Below are 23,015 nucleotides of genomic sequence, written 5' to 3'. Positions count from 1 at the left end.
AATATTTTAAAAACAAGAAATAAAACCAGTCCGTGACGCATGCCAGGCAGCGCCTGAACTTGTTACAACAATTTTCGGGAGCGTAGGAGGAGCGTCGAGACTGCAGGCGTAGTCATGATGACAGAGGCCCCCACGCTCCCAGGCTTCATTTCCCTGCAAGGCATCGGCAAAAGCTACCAGTTGGCCGGGCAACACCTGTCCATCCTCAATGATGTCTGCCTGTCTATCGCCAGCGGCGACAGCTGCGGCATCCTCGGCGCTTCCGGTTCCGGCAAAAGCACCCAGCTCAATATCCTCGGCCTGCTGGATCTGCCCGACTGCGGTCAATACCGCTTTGCCGGCCACAATATTTTCAGCGCCAACCCCGACCAATTGGCGGCGATCCGTAATCAGCAGATCGGCTTCGGCTTCCAGAGTTTCAACCTGCTACCGCGCCTCAGTGCCCTCGACAACGTCGCCCTGCCCCTGAGCTACCGCGGCGTGTCATGCCACGAATCGGTCGAACAAGCCCTGCGCATGCTCGACCAGGTAGGCCTGGCCGAGCGCGCCCACCACCGACCTGCCGACTTGTCCGGCGGCCAGCGCCAGCGGGTAGCGATTGAGCGTTAGTAGGGAAGCCGTCAGTGATCCTCGCTGACGAACCCACCGGTAACCTCGACAGCCACACTGCTCAGCAGATCATGGACCTGCTGTTGGCCCTCAACCGCGAACAACAGGTGACGCTGATCATCGTCACCCACGACCCACACATCGCCGAACGCCTGAATCGCAAGATCCTGGTGCGCAACGGCGTGGTGCAAGAGGCCGGACGTCTATGAGCCTGCGGGTCGAACAGAGCCTGAGCCAATTGCTGCACGAGGCGCTCGTCAGCCTGCGAACCCTGGGCAAGCGCTCGATCCTGGCCCTGTTGGGCATCGTCATCGGCAGCTCCTCCGTGGTGGCGCTGATCAATATCGGCCACAACGCAGCCGAAGATGCCGCGATGATTTTCAAGGACATGGGCACCGATACCCTGGTGGCGCAATTTCCCCCCAAAGGCAGCAGCAGCGTTTCGATGCCCCCCAGCCTGGACCTGGAAGCGGTGCGCAAGGCCGTGCCGGAAATCGCCCATATCGGCGCAATTTCGTCGTTCAGCGGGCCTGTCGTCTTCCAGGGTCGCACCGCCAACGCCGGCCTGATCGGCAGCACCCCGGACCTCAAGGACGCCATGCGCCTGTCGCTGCGTGAGGGGCGCTTCCTGTCCAAGTTTGACGCTGGCGAAACCTACGCCGTGATCGGCGACCAGACCGCTCAGGCATTGAGTGTTCCCGGCGACCCACTGCAACTGGGCGACCATGAGCGAATCAATGACTACCTGTTCCTGATCGTCGGCATTCTTCACAACCAGCCCCGGTCGATGCTGATTCCAGTGCAGGCCAACGAATCGCTGTTCATTCCCGCCCAGGGCATGCGCCGCATCTATTCCGCGCCCCAGGTCAGCAACGTGGTTATCCGCGCCACGCCGGGGCAGGACATGGAACGCATCGCCGCAAACGCCGCAGCAGCCCTGAGAACCCAGCTCACCGACCACGATGTCGACATTCAGGTGCCCCAGCAAATTATCGACGGCATGACCCGGCAAAGTCGCACCTTCGCCTATTTATTGCTGGCCTTGGGCGCTATCTCCCTGGTAGGAGGCGGTGTCGGGGTGATGAACGTAATGCTGATGAACGTTTCCGAGCGCCGTCGCGAAATCGGCATTCGTATGGCCCTGGGCGCCCGCCAGCGCGACATCCGTAACCTGTTCCTGCTGGAAGCGGTGACCCTCACCGCCGTCGGTGCCCTGTGCGGGGCAGTAGTGGGCATGACCGCTGCCTATCTCTACGCCTGGCTATCGGGTTGGCAGTTTTCCCTGGCCGTCGCCGCCTTGCCACTGGGCGTGGGTATCACCTTGCTGGTGGGGTTGTTTTTCGGTATTTACCCGGCGGTCTCGGCGTCACGGTTGCAGCCCGTAGAGGCCTTGCGCGATGAATAAACGGCTGCTGCTGATGATCGCCCTGGTCAGCCTGCCCAGCTTTGCGGCCGACGTGGTGATCCGCTCTTCGGCCCCAACCACTACCCGCAGCGCCTACGATCGCAGCGTGTCCCTCAATGCGCAGATCACAACCCTGACGCTGGGGACGCGGTGTATCTGGGCTTGCGCAACAACCCCGGTATTCGAAGCGCCTACCTGCAACGAGTGGCGCAAAAATTCGACCTGCGGGTAGCCGAAGACACCTTCAACCCCAAGCTGATGCTTAACAGTTATTACCGCAGCGCCCAAGGTTCCGATGACCGCGCCCGCAACGCCAACCTGGCACCCGCCGCCACCCTGCTCGGTGAGTACGGAACGCGGCGGAGCATGGCCTGGACCTGGCAATTATCCAGCCACTGATGCGCGGTGCCGGCTGGGACGCCACCACTGCTCCGCTGCGCCTGTCACGTCTGTCGGAGCAGGCCAACCGCTTGAACCTCAAGGCCAACGTCGCGCAAACCATTAGCCAGATCATCGCTACCTACCGGGAGCTGTTGCGCGCCCAGGAACAACTGAGCATCACCCAGGAGGCGCTGAAGCGCTCCAACACGTTGCTGGACGTGAACAAGGCGCTGATCAATGCCGGGCGCATGGCCGAGTTCGAAATCGTCCAGACCGAAGCAGACATCGCCACCCAGCAACTGGGCGTGGAAGAAGCCCAGAACCAACTGGGCATGAGCCGTCTGGCACTGCTGCGTCTGTTGGCCCTGGACCTGTCGACACCCATCCCGCCACCGAAGCCCTGGAGGCCTCGCGCATGGACATCGACAAACACCAGGCCTTCAACTTGGCGCAGAACCAGCAGCCGGAATACCTCGCCACCTTGCTCGGCAGCCAGCAGGCCGACCTCAACCTGGTAATGGCCAAGGATTCCGGGCGCTGGCAGGTCGACTTGGTGGCCGGGGCCAATCAGCTGCGCGACGCGTCCAATAACGACTTCGGCAACACCAATAATCGACATTGGGACAGCTATACCGCAATCCAGGTGCAGATTCCCATCGGCGATATCAGCACCCGCCAGGCCGAAGTCCGCGCGCGGATTGAACGGGACAAACTCAGCACCGGACGCTCCACCAACTTCCAGGTGCTGAGTTTCGAAGCCGACCTGCGCAACGCCGAAAACTCGCGGCTCAACGCACTGATTGCCTATTTAAATGCCCAGACCCAGCTCGAGCTGACCCTGGGCATGACACTGGAAAGTTGGGAAATCGCCCTCAATGACTACTAATAAAAAACGCCTGCTGGGCGCCGCGATGATTGTGCTGTTGGTGGGCGCCGGGATAACCGTCATCAGCTATCGAAGCCCCGCCGCTGATCAAACCGGCAGGGCTGAGCAGTGGCTGGTGGTAAAGACCGATCCACTGGTGCACCAGATCGGCCTGGTGGGCAAGATCGAGCCCGACACCACCCTCACCCTCACTGCGCCGTTCGATGGCAACGTGCAAGCTAATCTGGTGGAACAGGGCCAACGTGTGGACGCCGGCCAGATGCTGCTGCGCATGGACCCGGCGACCCTCGAAATACAACTACGCGAAGCCCTCTCCGCCCAGCTCAAAGCCCGGCGAACGGTGTAGGAAATGCAGGACTGGGACAGCGGCCAGCAAGTCAGCCGTAGCCTGCGTACTGCCGAGATGTCTACCGGCAATACCCAGCGCAAACTCACCGAAAGCGAAAACCTGTTCAAGCGCGGCATCATCGCGCGCAACGAACTGGACGACCTCAAGCAGCAGGCCCAGCAGCAACAGCTGGACATGGTAGCGGCACGCGGCGAACTGCAACAGGCCATCGATCAGGGCAAGGGCGAATACCGGCAGATTGCCGATATGGAGCTGACCAACGCCACAGTGAAATACGACGCCTTGCGTATCCCGCTTGATGGCAAGGAGGTCAAAGCACCGCTCTCCGGCATCGCCGTACCGGCGCTGGGGAGCAATAGCCCACAAGGCGGGGGCAACAGCAGCGCACCGGTGCAGGTCGGCAGCAAGGTCGGCCAGGGCCAGGTGCTGTTCGGGCTGGCAAATATCGAACGGCTGAAGATCGTCGCCAAGGTTTCAGAGCTGGACATCAACCAATTGCACCAGGGCCAGGCGGTAGAAGTGATGGGCGATGGTTTCGACGGCGAGCGCCTGAGCGCAACCGTCAGCGTGGTCAGCGGCCTGGCCATCGCCAGTGACAGCCAGGGCAGCGCGCAGTTTGCGGTAACGCTGTCGATCCCCAAACTGACTGCGCAGCAATTGCAGCGGGTGCGCCTGGGCATGAGCGCGCGACGGACCATTGTCACCTACAGCAATGACCAAGCGATCATCGTCCCGGTCCAGGCGATCAACCGCGACGCTACTGGGGTGTCAGTGGAGTATCGGGCGGCAATGGATAAGCCGGTGGAGCGGGTGACGGTGACCACAGGGCAATCCACTTCCGAGGGAGTTGAAGTGTTTGGGCTCAAGCCGGGGTTTGTAAAGGTGGGCGCCCCCATCCCCGCCGCCCCTACGCGAGATTAGCCGGAGCGCCTTGAGCCAGCCGGGTCGCCAACGCCTTGGCCTGGCTCGCTACATCGGTCACTGCCGTGCTCTCCCACCACATGCCCCTAAGCGGCGGCCCCATGGCAAACAGGCGCTGGCTAACCTGACCGTGGGCATCGAGCACGGCGCCTGACGTATCCGCCGTAATCCCCAGCGCCAATGGCCCCGGTTGAATCAACCCACGCGCCAGCAGTTGCCGAGGCAACGGCCGAGCCACCCGGCGCCAGTCGTATTCGATACCGCTGGAGTTGATCAGCGCAGCACCGCTGACCTGCATCGTTTCCTGCTCACCGCGACGGCGCAGGCGGATGGTCACTTCACCCGCCTGGGACGGTTCCAACCCCTTGAACGAGGCAGCCTGGATGCGCAACCGCCCTTCCCCGTGCAGGCGCGCCACCAGTTCGGCGCTCAAGGGTGGCGAGCGGTGGTGATGGCTTTCCCACCAGGGCCGTACATGACGCACGAACTGGCGCTTCTGGCGCTCGCTGGCCTGGCTCCACAGGCGGCCGATATGGGAGCGCACGGTATCCAGCGGCGCTTGCCAATCGATGCCTTGCTCCAGCGCCTCCTGGCACTGGCGGCGCACTTCACGCAGGAGTTGCCGAGGGCTGCGAAGGCGATGGTCTTCGCCAAGGAAGTCCACCCAGCTCGGCGGTTGCCGGCGCACATGGGGCAGCAAACCATGGCGAGAAAACACCTCGATCGGCCCTCGATGCCCGGACTGTTCCAAAGACACCACGGCGTCGACCATCGTCAGGCCGGAGCCGATAATCAGCACCGTCGATGGTGGGTCCAGTTGGGTCATGGCCTGCACGTCCCACGGGTCGACGGCTGCCGCATTCAAGCCGCAGGAGGAGGTCTGCGGCGTACGGGCAGCAGGGAACATGCCGGTGGCCAAAACAGCAAAGGCGCCGCGCAGTTGCTGGCCATCGCTCAAGGTCAGCAGCGCCGAATCTTCATCCACCTGAAGATCAATCACCTCGGCGCGAATATGTTCCACGGTTGATTGCGAAAGCGCCTGGGCTTCAGCCAATCGTTGCTGAGCATACAACCCAAAAATCCCCCGGGGCGGGAACAGCTCGCTGACGGGCACATGTTGCTGGTCCGACTCCGGCCAACCGCCCGCCGCGATGTGTTCGGTCAGCCATTGGGTCAAATCATCGGCGTTGTCCGGATCGACGCTCATGCGCGCCGCGTTGCCGTTCAAGGTGTGCCCCAGCTCCACGGCGCTGTAGGCCTCGCCGCGCCCCAGTTCACTGCGCGGCTCGATGATCAGGATCTGCCGTTTGCCCGGCAGGCGCAGCAGTTGCGCGGCCAGCAAGGTGCCGCTCAGGCCACCGCCAATCACCAGCACATCGGCGTTGCGGATGGCGCTCGTCGCCTGTCCGCGTTCAGTTTCAGTCATCAAATGCGCCCTTACTGTCTGCCCAGGTAGATGTCATGCAAATCGCCCCGCGCCAGCAGCTCACTGGCGCTGCCGCTGAGAACCACCCGCCCGGTATCGAGCACGTAGCCTTGAGAGGCATAGTTCAGCGCGACGTTGATATTCTGCTCGGCGATCAAAAAACTCATCTGCTGATCCCGATTGAGTTGCCCGATGATTTCGAAGATTTCCTGGACGATCATAGGCGCCAAACCCATCGACGGCTCGTCCAGTAGTACCAAAGTAGGACGGGTCATCAACGCCCGGCCGATGGCGACCATTTGTTGCTCGCCGCCGGAGGTCAATCCGGCGCGGGTATGGCGCTTGGTCTTGAGCCGAGGGAACCAAGCGTAGATGCGTTCCAGGTCCTGTTCCATATCCTTGCGGCTCAAGCGCCGCACGAAGCCGCCGCTGCGCAGGTTATCCTCCACCGTCAACTGGCCGAACACGTGGCGGCCTTCCAGTACATGGACCATGCCCTGGCGCACCCGCTGGCTGGGATCGACCCCGGCCAGATTGCGCCCCTGATACTCGATCACGCCCCGGCTGACCTCCGCCCGCTCGGCTCTCACCAACCCGGAGATGGCCTTGAGGGTGGTGCTTTTACCGGCACCATTAGCGCCGAGCAAGGCGACAATAGCGCCTTTGGGCACACTCAAGGACACCCCGGCCACGGCGAGGATCGCGCCGTCGTAGATCACTTCGATGTCCTTGACCCCGAGCAGGGTCTGGCTCACAGGTTCAGCGGCGGGCTGGCTCATGGCTTATTGGCCCCCGGTGCAGGTGCGCGGCGTCAGGCCTTTTTCCTTGGCGAAGGCGGCAGATTTTTCGTCGATCAGCGGGCGCAACAGCGCACGATCGGCGGCGATCCAGTCGCTGACCAGGGTCCAGTTGGCGCCGTCCCATTGCTGCACCCGCGCCGAACCGCCGCCTTCATGGTCACTGCAGGACAGCTTGAGATTTTGCATCAGGCCCAGGTAGCCCATGTCCTTGAGGCGCGCGTCGTCGATGTTCAAGTGCTCCAGCCCCCAGCGGCCTTCTTCACCGTTGAGCGGGCGCTTGCCAAACTTGGCCTGGCCGGTGCGAATCGCTTCCACGGCCACCGCGGCGTTCACCAGGCCTGAGTTGTAGTAGACGCTGCCGAAGTTTTTCAGGTCCTTGAGATCGCTGTGGCCCTTGTCGAGAACGTATTGTTTGAGGCGCTTGTGGATCTCAAAATCCGCGCCCGCCGGATAAGGCGTCAACGCCAGGTAGCCCTTGGCGGAAGCGCCTGCAGGCAATACGTCCTCACTGGAGCTGGCCCAGATATCGCCGATGATATGGTCCACCGGGAAGCCAAAACGCGCGGCGGTCTTCACCGCTACCGGCGTCGACACGCCCCAGGTACGCAGGAACACCCAGTCCGGGCTGGCCTGGCGGACCTGGCGCCACTGCGCCGACTGCTCGTTGCCGGGATCGGCCACCGGGATCTGGATATTCTCGAAGCCGTACTTCTCAGCCAATAACTTCAACGGCCCAAGGGTTTCCCGACCGTAAGCCGAATCGTGATAAACCGTGGCGATTTTTTTGCCCTTGAGCTTGTCGAAACCACCTTCACGCTGGGCGATGTAGTTCACCAGGGTCGAGGCCTCGCTGTAGAAGGTCAGCATCACCGGGAAGTTATAGGGGAACACGGTGCCGTCGGTGGCTTCGGTGCGCCCGTAACCGAGGGTGATCAGCGGGATCTTGTCCACTTCCGCCCGTTCGCTCAGGGCGTAGGCCGCCGGTGCGCCGTTAGGCTGGTAAACCGCAACCGGCGCGCCGTCCAGGCCATTCTTGAAGCGCTCGTAGCACTCGATGCCCTTCTCTGCTGTCCATTCGGTCTCGCATTCCTGCCACACCAACTTGACGCCGTTGATGCCGCCTTCGACCTCGTTGATATAGCGCAGGTAATCGATCATCCCGGCCCACACCTGCACGCCGCTGGAGGCATAGGCGCCGACGCGATAGGTGGCCAGGGGAATGAATTGCTGGTCGGGCGAGGCCACGGCCTGTGGCACCGCGCCAGCCAATGCCGCCAGCGCAAAGGCTGCGCTGGCCAGGGAACGTTTCAAGGATGCACGCATGGAAATTCTCTTATAAGGACGGATTCAGAAACGCAGCGGCCACTGACGCAGCCGTTCGCGAAGGTTGTGCAACAGGCGAATCAAGCCCTCGGGTTCCTTGATCAGGAACACGATGATCAACGCGCCAAAGATGATTTTCTGCAGGTTCTGCAACTGCCCGGCATCCACCGAACCACCGAACAGCGCCTGCCCGGCATGGCTGAGAAAGATCGGCAGCAAACTGATGAATGCCGCACCGACAAAGTTGCCGGCAATGCTGCCCATGCCACCGATAATGATGATGAACAGGATCTGGAACGAGCGATTGATATCGAAGCTGCTGGCGCTGGCCGTGCCCAGATAGGCGAACGCCCATAGCGCGCCGGCGATGCCGAGGTAGAAGGAGCTGACGGCAAACGCCAGGCGCTTGTAGCGCACCACCGGAATGCCGACCACGGCGGCGGCGGTATCCATGTCACGGATCGCCATCCAGTTGCGGCCCACCTGACTGCGTACCAGGTTGACGGCGGTCCAGGTCAGCAGCAACACCGTCACCAGCGTCAGCAGATAGCGGCCCAGCGGCGTGTTGAGGTCGTATCCAAACAGCGCCAGCTTCGGCGCAGAAATGGTCCCGGACGAACCGTAGTTGTAGAACCACGAAAATTTGACGAACAACCATTCCAGGAAAAACTGCGCCGCCAGGGTGGTGACCATCAGGTAGAAACCCTCGATCCGCGAACTAGGCAGGCCAAATAACAGCCCCACCAAGGCGCTGATAACGCCACCGCCCAGCAGCGCTACCGGCAGGCCCAGTTCGGGCAGGCGCAGCAGAAAACCGTAGGTGGCGAACGCGCCCACAGCCATGAAGCCAGCCGCGCCAACGGAGGTCTGTCCGGTGTAGCCGGTCAACAGGTTCAGGCCCAACCCGGCCAAAGACAGCACCAAAAACGGGATAAGGATCGCATTGAGCCAATAGTCATTGCCCCACAGCGGCACGACGACAAAGGCCAGCGCCAACAGGCCAATCAGGCCCCAGGGCAAGCGACGCTGAATCAGTTGCAGCGGCGCGGTTTGATGGGCAACAGGAATCGACATGGCTTCAGACTCGCTCGATGGCGCGCTCGCCAAACAGGCCGGCGGGACGGATATACAGGAAGGCCAGGGCCAGGACATAAGCGAACCACGGCGTGATGCCGCCGCCGATCAGCGGGCCGATATACACCTCGGCCAAATTCTCCGCAGCACCGACAATCAGCCCGCCGACAATCGCCCCGCCAATCGAGGTAAAGCCGCCGATAATCAACACCGGCAAAGCCTTGAGCACCACCAGCGACAGGGAAAACTGCACTCCCTGACGCGCGCCCCAGAGCAAGCCGGCCACCAGCCCAACGATCCCGGCCACCGCCCAGACGATCTGCCAGATGCGGTTGAGGTTGATGCCAATGGACAGCGCCGCAGTGGTGTCATCGGCCACCGCCCGCAGGGACACGCCGATGCGGGTCTTGTTGAACAGCTGCGCCAGTACCGTCACCAGCACCACGGCAGCGGCGGCGGCGATCAGATCGAACTGGCTGAGCATCAGGGGCCCGAGAAACAGCGGCACGTCGTCGATGCCCAGGTCCAGTGCGCGCACTTGCGAGCCCATCAGACCCTGGGCCAGGCCCTCGATGATGAACGACAGGCCGAGGGTCGCCATAAATAGCGTGATCTGCGAACGGTTCACCAATGGCCGCAGCACCAGACGCTCAATCAGCAAGGCGCCGACGATCATCACCATCACCGTCAGCAACAACGCCAAGGCAAACGGCACACCCTGATCGTTCAGGCTGACGAAGGTCAGGGCCGCGAACAGCAGCATCGAACCCTGGGCAAAGTTGAACACGCCGCTGGCCTTGTAGATCAGCACAAAGCCGATGGCGACCAACGAATACATGGTGCCGGCGAGCAAGCCACCCAGCAGGGTTTCGAAAAAGAAGGTCATGGCGTGGCCACTCCCAGGTAAGCGGCGATCACGTCGGGGTTGGCCTGGACTTGCGCCGGGGTACCGTCACCGACCTTGCGCCCGTAATCGAGCACTACCACATGGTCGGACAGGCCCATGACCACGCCCATGTCGTGCTCGATCAACACCACGGTGGTGCCAAGGTCGCGGTTCACGTCGGCGACAAAACAGGCCATTTCCTGTTTCTCCTCGGCGTTCATGCCGGCCATGGGTTCATCCAGCAATAACAGGCTCGGCCCGGCAATCAGCGCGCGGCCCAGTTCCACGCGCTTTTGCAGGCCGTAGGACAGGTTGCCCACCAGCACATCGCGATGGGCTTGCAGTTCAAGAAACTCGAGGATTCCCTGGGCGCGCTGGCGGAAGGCTTCAGCTTCGCGGCGCGCCCGAGGCAAGCTGAGGGCCTGTTCGATAAAGCTTGTGCGCATATGGCGGGACAGGCCGGTGAGGATGTTGTCGAGCACGCTCATCTTCCTGAACAGCGCGTTGTTCTGGAAGGTGCGGCCAATACCTCGGCGTGCTGCGCCCAGCGGGTCGATGCGGTGAAAGTGTTGCTGCTCAAAAACGATCTCCCCAGCGTCAAAGCGATAGACACCGTTGAGCACGTTGAGCAACGAGCTTTTGCCGGCGCCATTGGGGCCGATCAGTGCGCAGATCTCGCCACGCTGTACGTCAAAGGACAAGCCGTTGATGGCCTTGACCCCTTTAAACGCCAGGGAGATGTCGCGTACCTGGAGAATGGTTTCGCTCATGCAATTTCTCGTTTGAATTCGGCCAGCCACTCGGGCGTCGCCGTACTGTGCCGGTTGCTCGGGGCCTGCCAGATGGACTGCAAGCGCTGGAACCCCAGGAGCCGGCGCACGCGGCTCTTGATCAACCGGCGCAGGCCGCTTTGTGGGTGGGCGATGGCCCAGTCACACAGACGTCGGCGCCAGGTGCCCTGGGGGGCTAGTCGGCTTTCGATTTCATCGGCCAGTTGCTGCAAACGCGCCGGGGATAACAGCAAGCCGGTGGGTGCCACTTCGCTGCGATCGCGCCGAGCCGAAGCGCGGCTCTCCGGGAAGGCCAGGTTCTGGCCACTGCCGAGCCATTGCTCCAGCACCACCGCCAGGCCGCCTTGCCAGTGGGTGCCCTCCTCGCTCCACAGCGCGGTCTCGGCGCTGGATTGCCACCAGCGATTGAGGCGTTGCGCGGGGTCTACAGGGCCGAGCAATTGAGCGAACGCCAACACATCGTTCCTCGGCGCTGCTTGCTCACTGATCAACAACTGCGGTGCCGCGCTGCTGCCGGCCACCGCCAGCCAGTGCTGCAATTGCTGGCGGCCCTGGACATAGGCGTGAGTTGGGCGAATACGCCACAACTGTTTATGCAGGGCACCGGGCTCCAGGTCATCGGCCAGGGTCAACGTCTGCCCGCCGATAGACTGGGCGGCCAGGGCCAGCAGCAATAGGTTGGGCTCGAAGGCACCGCTCAGGGCCAGCCGCGAATGTTCGGTAAAGCCCTGCTGGCGCAAACCATCGGCCAAGCGCTCGACATCCCGCAGGGCATCGATCCAGCGCCAGGCATACCACTGGCCATGGCGCTTGTGGCGCAAGGCGCTGTGCAGCGGGGTGACCTGGGCCCAGTGGTGCAACTGCTCCAGGGACTTGGGCAAGACGGTGACCCATTCGGCGGGCCATTCCACATCCAGCACACGTTTGAGTTCGTGCACGCTCATAGGGGTAATGCTCCTATTGGTGGTTAAGCGTGCGGTGGTCCGCTGGCCGGAATTTGATGATCGTTCCCACACGGAGCGGGGGAACGATAATGCAGTTAGATAGCGGTGGCTTTGAGGTCTCGGTAGCCGGCGCCTGGATGGTTCTGCGGCAACCGTGCCCCTTCCCCAAACAACTTCTCGCGAAGCGTGCCTTGGGCATATTCCGTCTTGTACACCCCGCGTTTCTGCAGCTCCGGCACCAATAGTTCCACGGCGTCGATAAAGGTCTCGTGGGTCAACGCGTACGCCAGGTTGAAGCCGTCAACGTCGGTCTCCTCAACCCATTCCTGCAACAGATCGGCAACAGTCTCGGGACCGCCGACAAACAGTGGGCCAAAACCGCCAATCCCCACCCAATCTGCCAACTCATTAGGCGTCCAGACCTTGTTCGGGTCTGCCGTGGAGAACGCTTCCACCGCCGATTGAATGGCGTTGGTGTGCACATGTTTGAGCGGTTCATCGGGTTTGAACTGGCTGAAGTCAATACCGGTCCAACCGGAGATCAGCGCCATCGCCCCTTCGTAGCTGACATAGGATTTGTAATCGTCGAACTTGGCCTTGGCCTTGGCGTCGGTTTCGCCAACGATCACCGTCTGCAAATTGAAGATCAGGATTTTCTTCGGATCGCGCCCTGCTTCGGCGGCCCGGCGGCGGATGTCGGCGACGGTCTTTTTCAGCAGGACTTTCGACGGTGCGGCGACGAACACACATTCGGCCTGTTCGGCGGCAAACTGCTTGCCACGGCTGGAAGCGCCAGCCTGGTACAACACCGGCGTGCGTTGTGGCGACGGTTCACACAGGTGAATCCCCGGCACCTGGAAGTGTTTACCGACGTGCCGGATCTCATGGATCTTGCTCGGGTCACTGAAGATCCGCCGCTCGCGATCCCGCAGCACCGCGCCGTCTTCCCAACTGCCTTCCCAGAGTTTGTAGCAAACCTCAAGGTATTCCTCGGCGTAGTCGTAGCGGGCGTCGTGTTCGGTCTGGGCTTTCTGGCCAAGGTTCTTGGCGCCGCTTTCCAGGTAAGAGGTGACGATGTTCCAGCCGACGCGGCCCTTGGTCAGGTGGTCGAGGGTGGAGAGGCGCCGGGCGAAGGGATAGGGATGTTCAAAGGACAGTGATGCCGTGAGGCCAAAACCCAGGTGTTCGGTAACCAGGGCCATCGGCGCGATCAAGGACAAGGGATCATTGACCGGCACTTGGGTGGCCTGGCGAATCGCCGCGTCACCGTTGCCGTTGTAGACGTCATAGATGCCCAGCACGTCGGCGATAAACAGCCCGTCGAACTTGCCGCGTTCGAGAATTTTCGCCAGGTCGGTCCAGTACTCCAGGTCCTTGTACTGCCACGAGCGGTCTCGCGGGTGGGCCCACAGGCCCGGTGACTGGTGGCCGACACAGTTCATGTCGAAGGCATTCAAGCGAATTTCACGGGACATCAAACAGCACTCCTGACGCGGGGTGGCACCACGTTATTGAGGCGGTAGTTGCCGACAATCTGGTATTTCCAGCGCAATGGGTCATCAAGGGACGGCGGTAACGCAGTGCGCTGGCCGGTCAGTTCAAATTCGGCATTGCTGGCGGCGAGCAAGGCCTCGCTGCTGGCGATCTGGGCTTCGGTGAAGGCCACATCGATTTCTGCAGTGCTCTGGCCCTGGGCCTGGATGAGTTCGGCGCGCTCCAGCAAGGCGGCGGCGACATCGATGCGAATCAGCAGGTCGCCAAAACGGCTGATCACATAGGGATCGTCGCTTTTTCGAACAAAGCGCAGGGTGCTCTCCAGCAGTTGGCGGGCCTGGTCCAAAGGGGTGGGCTGCGTCAGTGCATTCATTGAATAGGTTCCTCAGTTCCAGGCATGGCGCGCAGGCTTGACGCCGTTGAGCAGGAAATTGCCGATCAGGTGGTATTTCCAGCGCACCGGGTCATGCAGCGTGTGGGTGCGGGCGTTACGCCAAAAGCGGTCGAGGTTGTGTTTACCCGATACCGAACGAGTGCCGGCCAGCTCGAACAGCTTGCTGCTGGCGAGCAAGGCCGTTTGCGCCGACAGCACTTTGGCCTGGGCGACGATCAACGAGGCGTTGGCCACGGTGTCTTCATTGGGTTCGGCCAGGGCGAGGTCTACCGCCTTACCGGCTTTGGCGAGGATGGCTTCGGTGCCATGGACCCGCCATTCCAGGTCGCCGATGGCAGCGATCGTAAACGGGTCTTGCCAGCCGTGTTCCTGCTGGCTGTCGATCCACGGTCGGGCCTGGCGGGCGTAATGCTTGGCTTGCTCTAGCGCGCCGACTGCGATGCCAGTGTCCACGGCGGCCTGGATGATTTGCGAGATCGGGCCGTTGGCGGTGGGTTGGTCGAAGGCCAGGTGAGCGGGAATTACCGCGCTCAGCGGCACCGTCACGCCGTCGAGGGTTACGCCGCCGCTGGCGGTGGTGCGCTGGCCGAAGCCGTCCCAACTGTCGACCACTGTCAGGCCTGGGGCGTCCCGTTCGATAAAGGCGATAAAGGCGTGGCCCTGCTCGTTGACGCCAACGGTCGGCACGATGTGGGCGAACAGGGCGCCGGTGCAGTAGAACTTCTCGCCGTCGATCTGCGCGCTGTCGCCGTCAAAGCGGATTTGCGTGTCGAAGGTCCCGGCGTTCTTGCTCTTGGCTTCAGAGAAGGCATTGCCGAAGCGATAGCCCTGCAACACCTTGGCGAAGTAATGCTGCTTCTGCGCCTCGCTGGCGGTTTGCAGAAGAATATCGACGACGCCCAGGTGGTTCTGCGGGATTTGCCCCAGGGAGGGATCGGCAACGGAGATCAACTTGATCACCTCGGCCACCGTTACATAGGACACCTCGGCGCCGCCGTAGGCTCTGGGAATGGTGATGCCCCACAGGCCGCTGGCGGAGAATTCGTCCAGCTCCGCGACGGGCAGGCGCCGCTCGCGGTCGCGCACGCTGGCGTCAACAGCGAAGCGCTCGGCCAATGCCGTGGCGACAGCGATAGCCTCGGCGTCCGTGCGAATGATATGAGCAGGGTGTAGAGGTTGGGCTGACATGGGCCGACTCCAGGCTCCAGAGAGATACCGGAGCAATTGCAGGAGTCGTGCCTGAATTTAACTATCAATAAAATCAGTATGCTACATAACAAAAATAGAAATTGACGTAGCCTCAAACCAGCAAAGTGTCCAACCACTGTTGCCTCGTGAACAGTTAGATCACCACATTGCGCACAAACCGCGCCGCCACTTCACCGTCATTGCGATAGCTATGGGGCTGGTGGCTGGCGAACATGTAGAACTCTCCGGCGCTGATCTGATGCGCTTCCTCACCCAACATCAGGGTCAGACACCCCTCGAAGACAAACAGCTGCTCGCTCCAGCCTTCCAGGTCGGGATCGGGGCAATAGCGATCACCGGGTTCCAGGCGCCACTCCCACAGTTCGACTTCACGCCGGGCGGTGGCCTTGGCCAGCAACACGGCTTTGCTGCCGTCGATGTCCCCCGCCCACGCCAGTTCATTGATGCGGCTATGATCACGGGCGTCTGGGGCCTGGATCAGGTCGCTGAAGGCCACGTCCAAGGCTTCGGCGACGCGGTCCAGAGTAGACAGGCTGACGTTCTTTTCGCCGGCCTCAATGGCCACCAGCATCCGGCGACTGACGCCGGACTTTTCGGACAAAGCCGTCTGACTCAACTCGGCGGCGTGGCGCAGGCGACGAACGTTCTGGCTGACGTGCTGCAGGACCGAGGCTCGTTGCGGATTTTCTTTGTGCACTATATTGCTCACTCGGTTGAATTGCGCAGTATACTGCCCAGCTGCGGCGCATTGTGCGTTCCGCGCCCTTCCTGTGCAAGACCAGAGCCGCCATGACCTCCTCTACCTCCTCCCTGCGCGTTTCCCGTTTCAGCAAAGCCGAATGCGTGCTGGTGCTGATCACCATGTTTTGGGGCGGCACCTTTATCCTAGTGCAACATGCCATGACGGTGAGCGGCCCGATGTTTTTTGTCGGCCTGCGCTTTGCGGCGGCTACTGTGGCGGTGGGCCTGTTCTCGCTGCGCAGCCTGCGGGGCTTGACCCTGTTTGAACTGAAGGCCGGGGCCTTTATCGGTGTGGCGATCATGTTTGGCTATGGTTTGCAGACCATTGGCCTGCAGACGATTCTGAGCAGTCAGTCGGCGTTTATCACCGCGCTGTATGTGCCTTTCGTGCCACTGTTGCAATGGCTGGTATTGGGTCGCCGTCCGGGGTTGATGCCGAGTATTGGCATTATGCTGGCGTTCGCCGGGCTGATGCTGTTGACCGGCCCTGCGGGCGCGTCGCTGAATTTCAGCCCTGGTGAAATTGCCACTTTGATCGGGGCCATTGCGATTGCTGCCGAGATCATCCTGATCAGCGCCTATGCAGGCCAGGTGGATGTGCGCCGGGTCACGGTGGTGCAACTGGCCACCGCGTCGGTGTTGTCGTTCCTGATGGTGGTGCCCATGGGCGAAGCGCTGCCGGGGTTTTCCTGGTTGCTGCTGTTCAGCGCCGTGGGCCTGGGGCTGACCAGCGCAGTGATTCAGTTGGCAATGAACTGGGCACAAAAAAGCGTTTCGCCGACCCGGGCGACCTTGATTTATGCCGGTGAGCCGGTGTGGGCCGGCGTGGTGGGGCGGATTGCCGGCGAGCGGTTCCCTCCAATTGCCATGCTGGGGGCGGTGTTGATTGTGGCGGCAGTGATTGTCAGTGAAATGAAGAGGGGCAGCCAGAGGAGCGCCGATTCGGAAAAAGAGTTAGAGCAGGAAAACCAGGGTTGATGTCTTGAGCTGCAAGCTGCAAGCTCCAAGAAGTACGCGTACCGCTCTTATCATGCGCTTTGAGGCTTGCAGCTTGTAGCTGCCTTCTGCCCCTCTTGTAGGATTCTGCCACAGGTTGCCATTTGGTGATCCAGAATCCGGCACGTATGATGCATCCCAAACTCCCGCAGATTAGAAGCCTATGTCCCTGATAGTTCTACTGCTTCTGCCTTTTATCGGCAGCTGTCTAGCGGCCTTGCTGCCGCACAACGCACGTAACACTGAATCCCTGCTGGCCGGCCTTGTTGCCCTGGCCGCAACCGTACAAGTCGCCCTGCTCTACCCCCAGATCGCCGACGGAGGCGTGATTCGCGAAGAGTTCTTCTGGCTGCCCAGCCTGGGACTGAACTTCGTACTGCGCATGGACGGCTTTGCCTGGCTATTCTCGATGCTGGTGCTGGGCATCGGCGCCCTGGTTTCGCTGTACGCCCGCTATTACATGTCGCCGGACGACCCGGTGCCGCGTTTCTTCGCCTTCTTCCTGGCGTTTATGGGCGCCATGTTGGGCCTGGTGATTTCGGGCAACCTGATTCAGATCGTGTTTTTCTGGGAACTGACCGGCCTGTTCTCGTTCCTGTTGATCGGCTATTGGCATCACCGCTCCGATGCGCGCCGCGGTGCCTATATGGCGCTGATGGTGACCGGTGCGGGTGGTTTGTGCCTGCTGGCGGGGGTAATGCTGCTCGGCCATGTCGTCGGCAGCTACGACCTGGACCTGGTGCTGGCTGCCGGCGACCAGATTCGAGCCCATGCCCTGTACCCAACCCTGCTGGCGCTGATCCTGATCGGCGCCCTGAGTAAAAGCGCCCAATTCCCCTTCCACTTCTGGCTGCCCCACGCCATGGCGGCGCCCACACCGGTCTCGGCCTACCTGCACTCAGCAACGATGGTGAAGGCCGGCGTGTTCCTGTTGGCCCGACTGTGGCCGTCGCTGTCTGGCAGCGAAGAATGGTTCTGGATCGTCGGCGGCGCTGGCGCCATTACCCTCTTGCTCGGCGCCTATTGCGCGATGTTCCAGAACGACCTCAAAGGCCTGCTGGCCTACTCCACCATCAGCCACCTTGGCCTGATCACGCTCTTGCTGGGTCTCAACAGCCCGCTGGCAGCTGTCGCAGCGGTATTCCACATCCTCAACCACGCCACCTTCAAGGCGTCGCTGTTCATGGCTGCGGGCATCATTGACCACGAAAGCGGCACCCGTGATATCCGCAAACTCAGCGGCCTGATCCGCCTGATCCCGTTTACTGCCACGCTGGCCATGGTCGCCAGCGCCTCCATGGCCGGCGTGCCGCTGCTCAATGGTTTCCTGTCCAAGGAAATGTTCTTCGCCGAAACCGTATTTATCTCGTCGACCGCCTGGGTAGAGATCGCCCTGCCGGTGATCGCCACCATCGCCGGCACCTTCAGCGTTGCCTATGCCCTGCGTTTCACGGTGGATGTGTTCTTCGGACCAACCGCCACCAACTTGCCCCACACCCCGCACGAACCGCCTCGCTGGATGCGCGCGCCTGTGGAACTGCTGGTGTTCACCTGCCTGCTGGTAGGGATTTTCCCGGCCCAGGTGGTCGGTTCGATCCTCGCGGCGGCCGCACTTCCCGTGGTCGGCGGCGTGCTGCCTGAATACAGCCTGGCCGTCTGGCACGGCTGGAACGCGCCAATGATCATGAGCCTGGTGGCCATGTCCGGCGGCATCGTGCTCTACCTGCTGCTGCGTAAACAGCTCAAGCAAGGGCGCTTCAAGTACCCGCCGATCATCAGCTACTTCAACGGCAAGCGCATGTTCGAGCGCAGCCTGGTGGTGATGATGCGCGGCGTGCGCAAGATCGAAAAACGCATCAGCACCAAGCGCTTGCAGCCCCAATTGTTCCTGCTGGTGCTGGCCGCGGTGATCGCCGGATTGATCCCGATGCTCAACAGCGGCATCAGTTGGGGCGACCGTCCGAAGATCCCTGGTTCCATCGTCTTCGTCACCCTGTGGTTGCTGGCGATCGCCTGCGCCCTGGGCGCCGCCTGGCAAGCCAAGTACCACCGGCTGGCGGCCCTGACCATGGTCAGCGTCTGCGGCCTGATGACCTGCGTCACCTTCGTCTGGTTCTCGGCGCCAGACCTGGCCCTGACCCAACTGGTGGTGGAAGTAGTGACCACCGTGCTGATTTTGCTGGGCCTGCGCTGGCTGCCCCGACGGATCGAAGAGGTCTCGCCGCTACCCGGCTCCTTGCGCAAGGCGCGCATCCGCCGCCTGCGGGACTTGCTGCTGTCCACCGTGGTCGGCGGCGGCATGGCGCTGTTGTCCTACGCGATGCTGACGCGCCAGACCCCCAACGATATTTCCTCGTTCTACCTCAGTCGCGCCCTGCCAGAAGGCGGCGGCACCAATGTGGTGAATGTGATGCTGGTGGACTTCCGAGGCTTCGACACCCTAGGGGAAATCACTGTGCTGGCGGCCGTGGCGCTGACGGTATACGCCCTGCTGCGCCGCTTCCGCCCCCCCAAAGAAAGCGTGCAATTGCCCGCGCAACAGCGCCAGTTGGCTCCGGACGTGGCGACCGATCTGGTCAACCCGCGCCAGGCCAGCGACACCGCCCTGGGCTTTATGATGGTGCCCGCGGTGCTAGTGCGCCTGCTGCTGCCGATTGCGGTGGTGGTGTCGTTCTACCTGTTCATGCGCGGCCACAACCAGCCGGGCGGCGGCTTTGTCGCCGGTCTGGTGATGTCGGTGGCATTTATCCTGCAATACATGGTGGCCGGTACCCAGTGGGTCGAGGCGCAGATGAGCCTGCGGCCGTTGCGCTGGATGGGCGTTGGCCTGTTATCGGCGACCTTGACCGGGCTTGGCGCGCTGGCGTTCGGTTATCCGTTCCTGACCACCCACACCCTGCACTTGAGCCTGCCGGTGCTGGGCGATATCCATATCGCCAGCGCGCTGTTCTTCGACGTTGGCGTGTACGCGGTAGTGGTCGGCTCGACGCTGTTGATGCTCACCGCCCTGGGTCACCAATCGGTACGTGCCCATAAACCCAGCAGCCAGGCGAAAGCCACTGCGACGCCAGGAGGAGCCGCCTGATGGAAGAAGTCATCGCAATTGCCATTGGGGTCCTGGCGGCCTCAGGCGTCTGGCTGATCCTGCGGCCACGGACCTTCCAGGTAGTAATGGGCCTGTGCCTGTTGTCCTACGGGGTCAACCTGTTCATTTTCAGCATGGGCAGCCTGTTTATCGGCAAGGAGCCGATCATCAAGAACGGCGTACCCCAAGACCTGCTCAACTACACCGACCCCCTGCCCCAGGCACTGGTGCTGACGGCGATTGTGATCAGCTTCGCCATGACCGCGCTGTTCCTGGTGGTCTTGCTGGCATCCAGGGGCCTGACCGGTACTGACCATGTGGACGGTCGGGAGCCTAAGGAATGAGCTGGATGAACCAATTGATCATCGCGCCGATCCTGCTGCCGTTGCTGACGGCAGCGCTGATGCTGATGCTCGGCGAGAAACACCGCCCCCTCAAGGCACGAATCAATCTGTTCTCCAGCATGATCGGCCTCGGCGTCTCGGTGCTTTTGCTGTACTGGACCCAGCAGGACGGCACCAGTTCTATCGGTGTGTACCTGCCGGCCAACTGGCAGGTGCCGTTCGGCATCGCGCTGGTGGTGGATCGGCTGTCAGCGCTGATGCTGGTGCTCACCGGGATCATCGGCGTTAGCGCCCTGCTGTTCGCCATGGCCCGCTGGGACCGCGCAGGCGCCAGCTTTCACGCGTTGTTCCAGATCCAGTTGATGGGCTTGTACGGTGCGTTTCTCACCGCCGACCTGTTCAACCTGTTCGTGTTCTTCGAGGTACTGCTGGCAGCGTCCTACGGCCTGATGCTCCATGGCTCCGGTCGGGCGCGGGTGTCGTCGGGGCTGCATTACATCGCGATCAACCTGTTGGCGTCGTCGCTGTTCCTCATCGGCGCGGCAATGATCTATGGTGTCACCGGCACCCTGAACATGGCTGACCTGGCGCTGAAAATCCCCCTGGTGCCCGAAACCGATCGCGGCCTGCTGCATGCCGGCGCAGCGATCCTGGCCACGGCGTTCCTGGCCAAGGCCGGAATGTGGCCGCTGAACTTCTGGCTGGCACCGGCCTACTCCGCGGCCAGCGCGCCGGTGGCCGCAATGTTTGCAATCATGACCAAGGTCGGCGTGTACACCGTGCTGCGCCTGTGGACCCTGCTGTTCTCTGGCCAGGCCGGCGCTTCGGCGTACTTTGGCGGCGACTGGCTGATCTACGGCGGCATGGCAACCATCATCTGCGCCGCCCTGGCAATGATCGCCGCGCAACGCCTGGAACGCATGGCCAGCCTGAGCATCCTGGTCTCGGCGGGCATCCTGTTGTCGGCGATAGGTTTTGCACAACCGGCGCTGACCGCGGGCGCACTGTTCTATCTGGTCAGCTCGACGCTGGCATTGAGCGCGCTATTTCTGCTGGCAGAGCTGATCGAACGTTCTCGCTCCGCCAACGAACTGCCCCTGGACGATGAGATCGAAGCGTTGCCTCGGACAGTCGAGTCCCTGCATCCGCCACGAGGCACCAACCTGGACGATGAACAGAAAGCCGTGGTCGGCCAGATGATCCCCTGGACTGTGGCTTTCCTCGGCCTGAGCTTTATTGCCTGCGCCCTGCTGATCATCGGCATGCCGCCGCTGTCGGGGTTCATCGGTAAACTCAGCCTGCTTAGCGCACTGATAAACCCACTGGGCCTGGGCAATGCCCCGGAAGAGCCGATCCGCCCGGCCGCCTGGGGCTTGGTCGCGCTGTTGATCTTCTCGGGGCTGGCCTCGCTGATAGCCTTCGCCCGGCTCGGCATCCAGCGCTTCTGGACCCCGGAAGAACGACCGTCACCGCTGCTGCGGCGCTTCGAGTGCGTGCCAATCTTCGTCCTGCTGGCCCTGTGCATCGGGCTGACCTTCAAGGCCGAAACGCTGATGCGTTATACCCAGGACACCGCCGCCAGCCTGAACAACCCCGAGCAGTACGTCATGGCCGTCATGGCCACCCGTCCGGTTCCGAGCCCAGAGGCCCGTGCCGCCGCGCTGGAGGTGCAGCAATGAAGCGTCTGTTTCCTGCCCCATGGCTGTCCTTGGCGCTGTGGTTATTGTGGTTAGTACTGAACCTGTCCATCAGCCCCGGCAACCTTCTGCTGGGGGCGATCCTGGGCTTTTGCGCACCGCTGATGATGGCGCCGTTGCGGCCGCTGCCGATCCGCATTCGCCGCCCTGGGGTGATCATCCGCTTGTTCTTCCTGGTGGGTCGCGATGTCGTGGTGTCCAACCTGCTGGTAGCCTGGGGCGTATTGACCTGCGGTTCGCGCCCTCCCCGGTCGCGCTTCATCAAAATCCCCCTCGACCTGCGGGACGCCAACGGCCTGGCGGCGCTGTCGATGATCACCACGGTGGTCCCCGGCACCATCTGGTCGGAACTGGCCCTGGACCGCAGCATTCTGCTGCTGCACGTGTTTGATCTGGATGACGAAGCGCAGTTTATCGAGCACTTCAAGCACGCCTACGAGCGGCCCTTGATGGAGATCTTCGAATGAGTGCCCTGCTCTCCAATGCGATCCTGCTCAGCCTGTTCCTGTTTTCCCTGGCGATGGTCCTGACCCTGGTACGCCTGTTCAAGGGCCCTTCGGCCCAGGACCGAGTGTTGGCGCTGGATTATCTGTACATCCTGGCGATGCTGATGATGCTGGTGCTGGGCATTCGCTATGCCAGTGACACTTACTTCGAGGCGGCGCTGCTGATTGCACTGTTTGGCTTTGTGGGTTCGTTTGCCCTGGCGAAATTCCTGCTGCGTGGCGAGGTGATTGAATGATCAATGTGGACGCGCTGCCGCTGTGGGTCGAGATCCTGGTGGCGATCTTATTGGTACTCAGTAGTCTGTTTGCGCTAATTGGTGCGATTGGGCTGGTGCGGATGAAAGATTTTTTCCAGCGCATGCACCCGCCGGCGCTGGCTTCAACGCTGGGGGCCTGGTGTGTGGCGCTGGCCTCGATCATTTACTTTTCGGCGCTCAAGTCCGGGCCGGTGCTTCATGGCTGGTTGATTCCGATTTTACTATCGATCACGGTGCCGGTGACGACGCTGTTGCTGGCGCGTACAGCGTTGTTTCGCAAGCGGATGGCGGGGGATGATGTGCCGGCCGAGGTGAGTAGTCGCAGTTCTGAGAATGGGGGGTGATGGGCGGTTTTTTTGGTTTTACTGGGTATATATCCGTTATTTTAGTCAGGGCGGATTAGGGTTACGCCCTTACGGCGTGTCACTTTGCAAAAGCGGCAAAGTAACCAAAGCGCTCTTGCCCCACCACTTGGTGCCTCGCTTAGGCTCGGCATG

The 23,015-nt window shown here is 61.9% G+C and carries 19 protein-coding genes and 3 pseudogenes; 11 read left to right on the top strand and 11 right to left on the bottom strand.

Annotated elements, in window-relative coordinates; translation table 11 throughout:
- Nucleotides 1-117: 117 nt before the first annotated feature.
- The 4 genes and pseudogenes from FQ182_RS08600 to FQ182_RS08585 all read left to right on the top strand — a co-directional run bounded on the left by FQ182_RS08600 (nt 118) and on the right by FQ182_RS08585 (nt 4,551).
- A pseudogene (locus tag FQ182_RS08600) lies at nt 118-818 on the top strand (ABC transporter ATP-binding protein).
- Nucleotides 815-2,014, top strand: a complete 1,200-nt coding sequence (locus FQ182_RS08595) for an ABC transporter permease (RefSeq protein WP_149412675.1) — start codon at nt 815-817, stop codon at nt 2,012-2,014. The pseudogene FQ182_RS08600 and the gene FQ182_RS08595 overlap by 4 nt, the downstream one beginning before the upstream one ends.
- Nucleotides 2,007-3,281: pseudogene (locus tag FQ182_RS08590) on the top strand (TolC family protein). Before FQ182_RS08595 ends, FQ182_RS08590 begins: the two are co-directional and overlap by 8 nt.
- Nucleotides 3,271-4,551, top strand: a pseudogene (locus FQ182_RS08585) (efflux RND transporter periplasmic adaptor subunit). The pseudogenes FQ182_RS08590 and FQ182_RS08585 overlap by 11 nt, the downstream one beginning before the upstream one ends.
- Here FQ182_RS08585 and FQ182_RS08580 read toward each other — a convergent pair.
- From FQ182_RS08580 to FQ182_RS08530, 11 genes are all read right to left on the bottom strand, one after another.
- Nucleotides 4,538-5,977 (bottom strand): FAD/NAD(P)-binding protein, encoded by a 1,440-nt coding sequence (locus FQ182_RS08580; RefSeq protein WP_149412676.1) that lies wholly within the window; start codon nt 5,975-5,977, stop codon nt 4,538-4,540. The pseudogene FQ182_RS08585 and the gene FQ182_RS08580 overlap by 14 nt on opposite strands.
- An 11-nt stretch (nt 5,978-5,988) precedes the next feature.
- On the bottom strand, nt 5,989-6,756 hold the full coding sequence (locus tag FQ182_RS08575; protein WP_149412677.1) for an ABC transporter ATP-binding protein: 768 nt from the start codon (nt 6,754-6,756) through the stop codon (nt 5,989-5,991).
- Between the two features lie 3 nt (nt 6,757-6,759).
- Nucleotides 6,760-8,100 (bottom strand): ABC transporter substrate-binding protein, encoded by a 1,341-nt coding sequence (locus FQ182_RS08570; RefSeq protein ID WP_149412678.1) that lies wholly within the window; start codon nt 8,098-8,100, stop codon nt 6,760-6,762.
- A 24-nt stretch (nt 8,101-8,124) separates the two neighbouring features.
- On the bottom strand, nt 8,125-9,174 hold the full coding sequence (locus tag FQ182_RS08565) for a branched-chain amino acid ABC transporter permease (protein ID WP_149412679.1): 1,050 nt from the start codon (nt 9,172-9,174) through the stop codon (nt 8,125-8,127).
- Nucleotides 9,175-9,178: 4 nt separating this feature from the next.
- Complete coding sequence (locus FQ182_RS08560; RefSeq protein WP_149412680.1) at nt 9,179-10,060, bottom strand: branched-chain amino acid ABC transporter permease; 882 nt, start codon at nt 10,058-10,060, stop codon at nt 9,179-9,181.
- Nucleotides 10,057-10,830 carry an ABC transporter ATP-binding protein gene (locus tag FQ182_RS08555; RefSeq protein ID WP_149412681.1) on the bottom strand — a complete coding sequence of 258 codons (774 nt, stop codon included), beginning with the start codon at nt 10,828-10,830 and terminating at the stop codon, nt 10,057-10,059. The genes FQ182_RS08560 and FQ182_RS08555 overlap by 4 nt, the downstream gene beginning before the upstream one ends.
- A complete protein-coding gene (locus tag FQ182_RS08550) occupies nt 10,827-11,795 on the bottom strand; it encodes an AMP-binding protein (RefSeq protein ID WP_149412682.1) in 969 nt (322 codons plus the stop codon). The genes FQ182_RS08555 and FQ182_RS08550 overlap by 4 nt, the downstream gene beginning before the upstream one ends.
- Before the next feature lie 95 nt (nt 11,796-11,890).
- On the bottom strand, nt 11,891-13,270 hold the full coding sequence (locus tag FQ182_RS08545; RefSeq protein ID WP_149412683.1) for an LLM class flavin-dependent oxidoreductase: 1,380 nt from the start codon (nt 13,268-13,270) through the stop codon (nt 11,891-11,893).
- The gene (locus tag FQ182_RS08540) at nt 13,270-13,662 is read right to left on the bottom strand and encodes an acyl-CoA dehydrogenase (protein ID WP_149412684.1); all 393 of its coding nucleotides are present in this window, start codon (nt 13,660-13,662) and stop codon (nt 13,270-13,272) included. Before FQ182_RS08540 ends, FQ182_RS08545 begins: the two co-directional genes overlap by 1 nt.
- Nucleotides 13,663-13,674: 12 nt before the next feature.
- The gene (locus FQ182_RS08535; protein WP_149412685.1) at nt 13,675-14,871 is read right to left on the bottom strand and encodes an SfnB family sulfur acquisition oxidoreductase; all 1,197 of its coding nucleotides are present in this window, start codon (nt 14,869-14,871) and stop codon (nt 13,675-13,677) included.
- Between the two features lie 154 nt (nt 14,872-15,025).
- Entirely contained in the window at nt 15,026-15,589 is a 564-nt protein-coding gene (locus tag FQ182_RS08530; protein WP_149412686.1) for a helix-turn-helix domain-containing protein, read from the bottom strand.
- 92 nt (nt 15,590-15,681) lie between these two features.
- Here FQ182_RS08530 and FQ182_RS08525 point away from each other — a divergent pair, with 92 nt between their 5' ends.
- The 7 genes from FQ182_RS08525 (at nt 15,682) to FQ182_RS08495 (ending at nt 22,862) form a co-directional block, all read left to right on the top strand.
- Nucleotides 15,682-16,611: a DMT family transporter gene (locus tag FQ182_RS08525; RefSeq protein ID WP_149412687.1), complete on the top strand. Its 930-nt coding sequence runs from the start codon at nt 15,682-15,684 to the stop codon at nt 16,609-16,611.
- A gap of 181 nt (nt 16,612-16,792) precedes the next feature.
- Complete coding sequence (locus FQ182_RS08520; RefSeq protein ID WP_149412688.1) at nt 16,793-19,714, top strand: monovalent cation/H+ antiporter subunit A; 2,922 nt, start codon at nt 16,793-16,795, stop codon at nt 19,712-19,714.
- The gene (locus FQ182_RS08515) at nt 19,714-20,058 is read left to right on the top strand and encodes a Na+/H+ antiporter subunit C (RefSeq protein ID WP_149412689.1); all 345 of its coding nucleotides are present in this window, start codon (nt 19,714-19,716) and stop codon (nt 20,056-20,058) included. The genes FQ182_RS08520 and FQ182_RS08515 overlap by 1 nt, the downstream gene beginning before the upstream one ends.
- Nucleotides 20,055-21,737 (top strand): monovalent cation/H+ antiporter subunit D, encoded by a 1,683-nt coding sequence (locus FQ182_RS08510; RefSeq protein WP_149412690.1) that lies wholly within the window; start codon nt 20,055-20,057, stop codon nt 21,735-21,737. The genes FQ182_RS08515 and FQ182_RS08510 overlap by 4 nt, the downstream gene beginning before the upstream one ends.
- The gene (locus FQ182_RS08505) at nt 21,734-22,222 is read left to right on the top strand and encodes a Na+/H+ antiporter subunit E (protein ID WP_149412691.1); all 489 of its coding nucleotides are present in this window, start codon (nt 21,734-21,736) and stop codon (nt 22,220-22,222) included. The genes FQ182_RS08510 and FQ182_RS08505 overlap by 4 nt, the downstream gene beginning before the upstream one ends.
- Complete coding sequence (locus FQ182_RS08500; RefSeq protein ID WP_038846025.1) at nt 22,219-22,497, top strand: K+/H+ antiporter subunit F; 279 nt, start codon at nt 22,219-22,221, stop codon at nt 22,495-22,497. Before FQ182_RS08505 ends, FQ182_RS08500 begins: the two co-directional genes overlap by 4 nt.
- Nucleotides 22,494-22,862 carry a Na+/H+ antiporter subunit G gene (locus FQ182_RS08495; protein WP_149412692.1) on the top strand — a complete coding sequence of 123 codons (369 nt, stop codon included), beginning with the start codon at nt 22,494-22,496 and terminating at the stop codon, nt 22,860-22,862. Before FQ182_RS08500 ends, FQ182_RS08495 begins: the two co-directional genes overlap by 4 nt.
- Nucleotides 22,863-23,015: the final 153 nt, after the last annotated feature.

Source organism: Pseudomonas sp. ANT_H4, from assembly GCF_008369295.1.
Classification (GTDB): Bacteria; Pseudomonadota; Gammaproteobacteria; order Pseudomonadales; family Pseudomonadaceae; genus Aquipseudomonas.
This window is presented reverse-complemented; position numbering and strand designations above follow the sequence as displayed.

Coding starts and splice junctions, on each gene's coding strand:
- FQ182_RS08565 (WP_149412679.1), bottom strand. CDS start 9,174: ATGTCGATTCCTGTTGCCCATCAAACCGCGCCGCTGCAACTGATTCAG.
- FQ182_RS08540 (WP_149412684.1), bottom strand. CDS start 13,662: ATGAATGCACTGACGCAGCCCACCCCTTTGGACCAGGCCCGCCAACTG.
- FQ182_RS08570 (WP_149412678.1), bottom strand. CDS start 8,100: ATGCGTGCATCCTTGAAACGTTCCCTGGCCAGCGCAGCCTTTGCGCTG.
- FQ182_RS08545 (WP_149412683.1), bottom strand. CDS start 13,270: ATGTCCCGTGAAATTCGCTTGAATGCCTTCGACATGAACTGTGTCGGC.
- FQ182_RS08575 (WP_149412677.1), bottom strand. CDS start 6,756: ATGAGCCAGCCCGCCGCTGAACCTGTGAGCCAGACCCTGCTCGGGGTC.
- FQ182_RS08535 (WP_149412685.1), bottom strand. CDS start 14,871: ATGTCAGCCCAACCTCTACACCCTGCTCATATCATTCGCACGGACGCC.
- FQ182_RS08555 (WP_149412681.1), bottom strand. CDS start 10,830: ATGAGCGAAACCATTCTCCAGGTACGCGACATCTCCCTGGCGTTTAAA.
- FQ182_RS08520 (WP_149412688.1), top strand. CDS start 16,793: ATGTCCCTGATAGTTCTACTGCTTCTGCCTTTTATCGGCAGCTGTCTA.
- FQ182_RS08525 (WP_149412687.1), top strand. CDS start 15,682: ATGACCTCCTCTACCTCCTCCCTGCGCGTTTCCCGTTTCAGCAAAGCC.
- FQ182_RS08510 (WP_149412690.1), top strand. CDS start 20,055: ATGAGCTGGATGAACCAATTGATCATCGCGCCGATCCTGCTGCCGTTG.
- FQ182_RS08580 (WP_149412676.1), bottom strand. CDS start 5,977: ATGACTGAAACTGAACGCGGACAGGCGACGAGCGCCATCCGCAACGCC.
- FQ182_RS08495 (WP_149412692.1), top strand. CDS start 22,494: ATGATCAATGTGGACGCGCTGCCGCTGTGGGTCGAGATCCTGGTGGCG.
- FQ182_RS08505 (WP_149412691.1), top strand. CDS start 21,734: ATGAAGCGTCTGTTTCCTGCCCCATGGCTGTCCTTGGCGCTGTGGTTA.
- FQ182_RS08550 (WP_149412682.1), bottom strand. CDS start 11,795: ATGAGCGTGCACGAACTCAAACGTGTGCTGGATGTGGAATGGCCCGCC.
- FQ182_RS08515 (WP_149412689.1), top strand. CDS start 19,714: ATGGAAGAAGTCATCGCAATTGCCATTGGGGTCCTGGCGGCCTCAGGC.
- FQ182_RS08500 (WP_038846025.1), top strand. CDS start 22,219: ATGAGTGCCCTGCTCTCCAATGCGATCCTGCTCAGCCTGTTCCTGTTT.
- FQ182_RS08595 (WP_149412675.1), top strand. CDS start 815: ATGAGCCTGCGGGTCGAACAGAGCCTGAGCCAATTGCTGCACGAGGCG.
- FQ182_RS08560 (WP_149412680.1), bottom strand. CDS start 10,060: ATGACCTTCTTTTTCGAAACCCTGCTGGGTGGCTTGCTCGCCGGCACC.